Annotated in this window: 3 protein-coding genes; all 3 read left to right on the top strand. The window is 31.9% G+C overall.

Annotation, left to right across the window (positions count from 1 at the left end; all coding sequences use genetic code 11):
• The first annotated feature begins 109 nt into the window (after positions 1–109).
• Complete coding sequence (locus M983_RS17205) at positions 110–370, top strand: PAAR domain-containing protein (RefSeq protein ID WP_074388195.1); 261 nt, start codon at positions 110–112, stop codon at positions 368–370.
• Entirely contained in the window at positions 309–623 is a 315-nt protein-coding gene (locus M983_RS17630; RefSeq protein WP_066753599.1) for a hypothetical protein, read from the top strand. The genes M983_RS17205 and M983_RS17630 overlap by 62 nt, the downstream gene beginning before the upstream one ends.
• A gap of 2 nt (positions 624–625) precedes the next feature.
• Positions 626–1,350: DUF6402 family protein (locus M983_RS16525; protein WP_066753597.1), on the top strand; the 725-nt coding region annotated here is incomplete at its 3' end.

The following is a 1,350-nucleotide window of genomic DNA, read 5'->3' as shown; positions in this document are numbered from 1 at the left end:
AAAAAGATATCACTCATTTTTTTCTTCATCAAACCTATTTTTCCTTTAATTTTTATCGAAAAAATCTTTTCATTATGATAAAAATATCTAATGAATAAGGAGATTTTTTATGCAACGACCTAATTTGTTTGGCAAAGCCATTGCACTAAATGGAGATAAGACAACCAAGGGTGCTACTTGTATTTCAACAATTCAACAAGTGACATGTTATAACCTTTGTGTGCTTAGAGTCGGAGATCCAACAACAATATGTCCTAAATGTGGTAAACCAGGGATTATAGTTACCGGAGAAAATAGGATTAATAATCATGGAAAGGTACAAGCCGTCCATCACTCAATCGTACGATGCGGATGCCCTTTTTGGTTCTAACCTCGTTATTGCTGTATCACCTAAAACATCTTCTGATACTGTTAAAAATTCTCTAGCCAATCTTATACCCACCTTATTTAGCCAAAAATTTATTTTAAAAAATGCTAATCATTCGATAGCTTATGGTATTAAAACTACTTCTGATTTTATTGAGGGAATATCAAAGCAAAATGGAGAACTAGAATTAGTCGAAACATCACAGGAAGAAAATATTGAGATCGTTTATTTATTTCAAACAAGGATAGGAATTTAACAATGACATATTATAAAACAGTAAAAGGTGGTACAACAACTGAACTTGAAACAGATATTTTTTACTTAAATCAGATACCTGATGCTATGGAAAGAATGGGATGGGAAACTGCACCTAAATTAATGCGCCATTGGTTTAGTATTACCCCAGCCTATCCATTTACACCTAAAGAAAAAATAAAACTTATTGAAGAGGATGCTACTTTAATTCCTAAAAATTTAGTTAATACAAACATCGTTAAAATGGGATGGGCTTTAAATTACATGCAAGTAAAAGAGAGTGTTGGTTACTTACTCAATAATTGGGCTACTCCAAAAGGAATTAATTTATTAAAGAAACGATTAGGTAGTAATACAAGAATTGGATATACCGATTCAGCTATTGAATTAGACAGTTATGCGCAAGTTAACTCACGTCCCATTGGTGGAACTCTTGATACTATTAATGATTATTACGGAGCCTTAGGTAAAGCAACAATAAAAATAGCAGTAAAAGGCTATATAACAAAAGTAAATTCAAGAAAGGCCTTTATTACAGAAATGTTAGGTATATATATAAAAGATAGCTATGATTTTTCAGCCAAGAATGAACCTCTAGGTGTCTGGAGTAAAAACGGAATTATGAATAAAACACAGACTCTGTTATATATGGGATTTTATAATCAAAATATGTGGAAAGAACTGGTCGATGGTGGCTTTTCAGGAAGTGTACCGATATACAATAAAAA

Origin of the sequence: Proteus myxofaciens ATCC 19692 (assembly GCF_001654855.1) — a bacterium.
Classification (GTDB): domain Bacteria; phylum Pseudomonadota; class Gammaproteobacteria; order Enterobacterales; family Enterobacteriaceae; genus Proteus; species Proteus myxofaciens.
The sequence above is the reverse complement of the archived record's forward strand: the minus strand, read 5'-3'. Positions and strand labels throughout refer to the sequence as shown.

Coding starts and splice junctions, on each gene's coding strand:
- M983_RS17630 (WP_066753599.1), top strand. CDS start 309: ATGGAAAGGTACAAGCCGTCCATCACTCAATCGTACGATGCGGATGCC.
- M983_RS17205 (WP_074388195.1), top strand. CDS start 110: ATGCAACGACCTAATTTGTTTGGCAAAGCCATTGCACTAAATGGAGAT.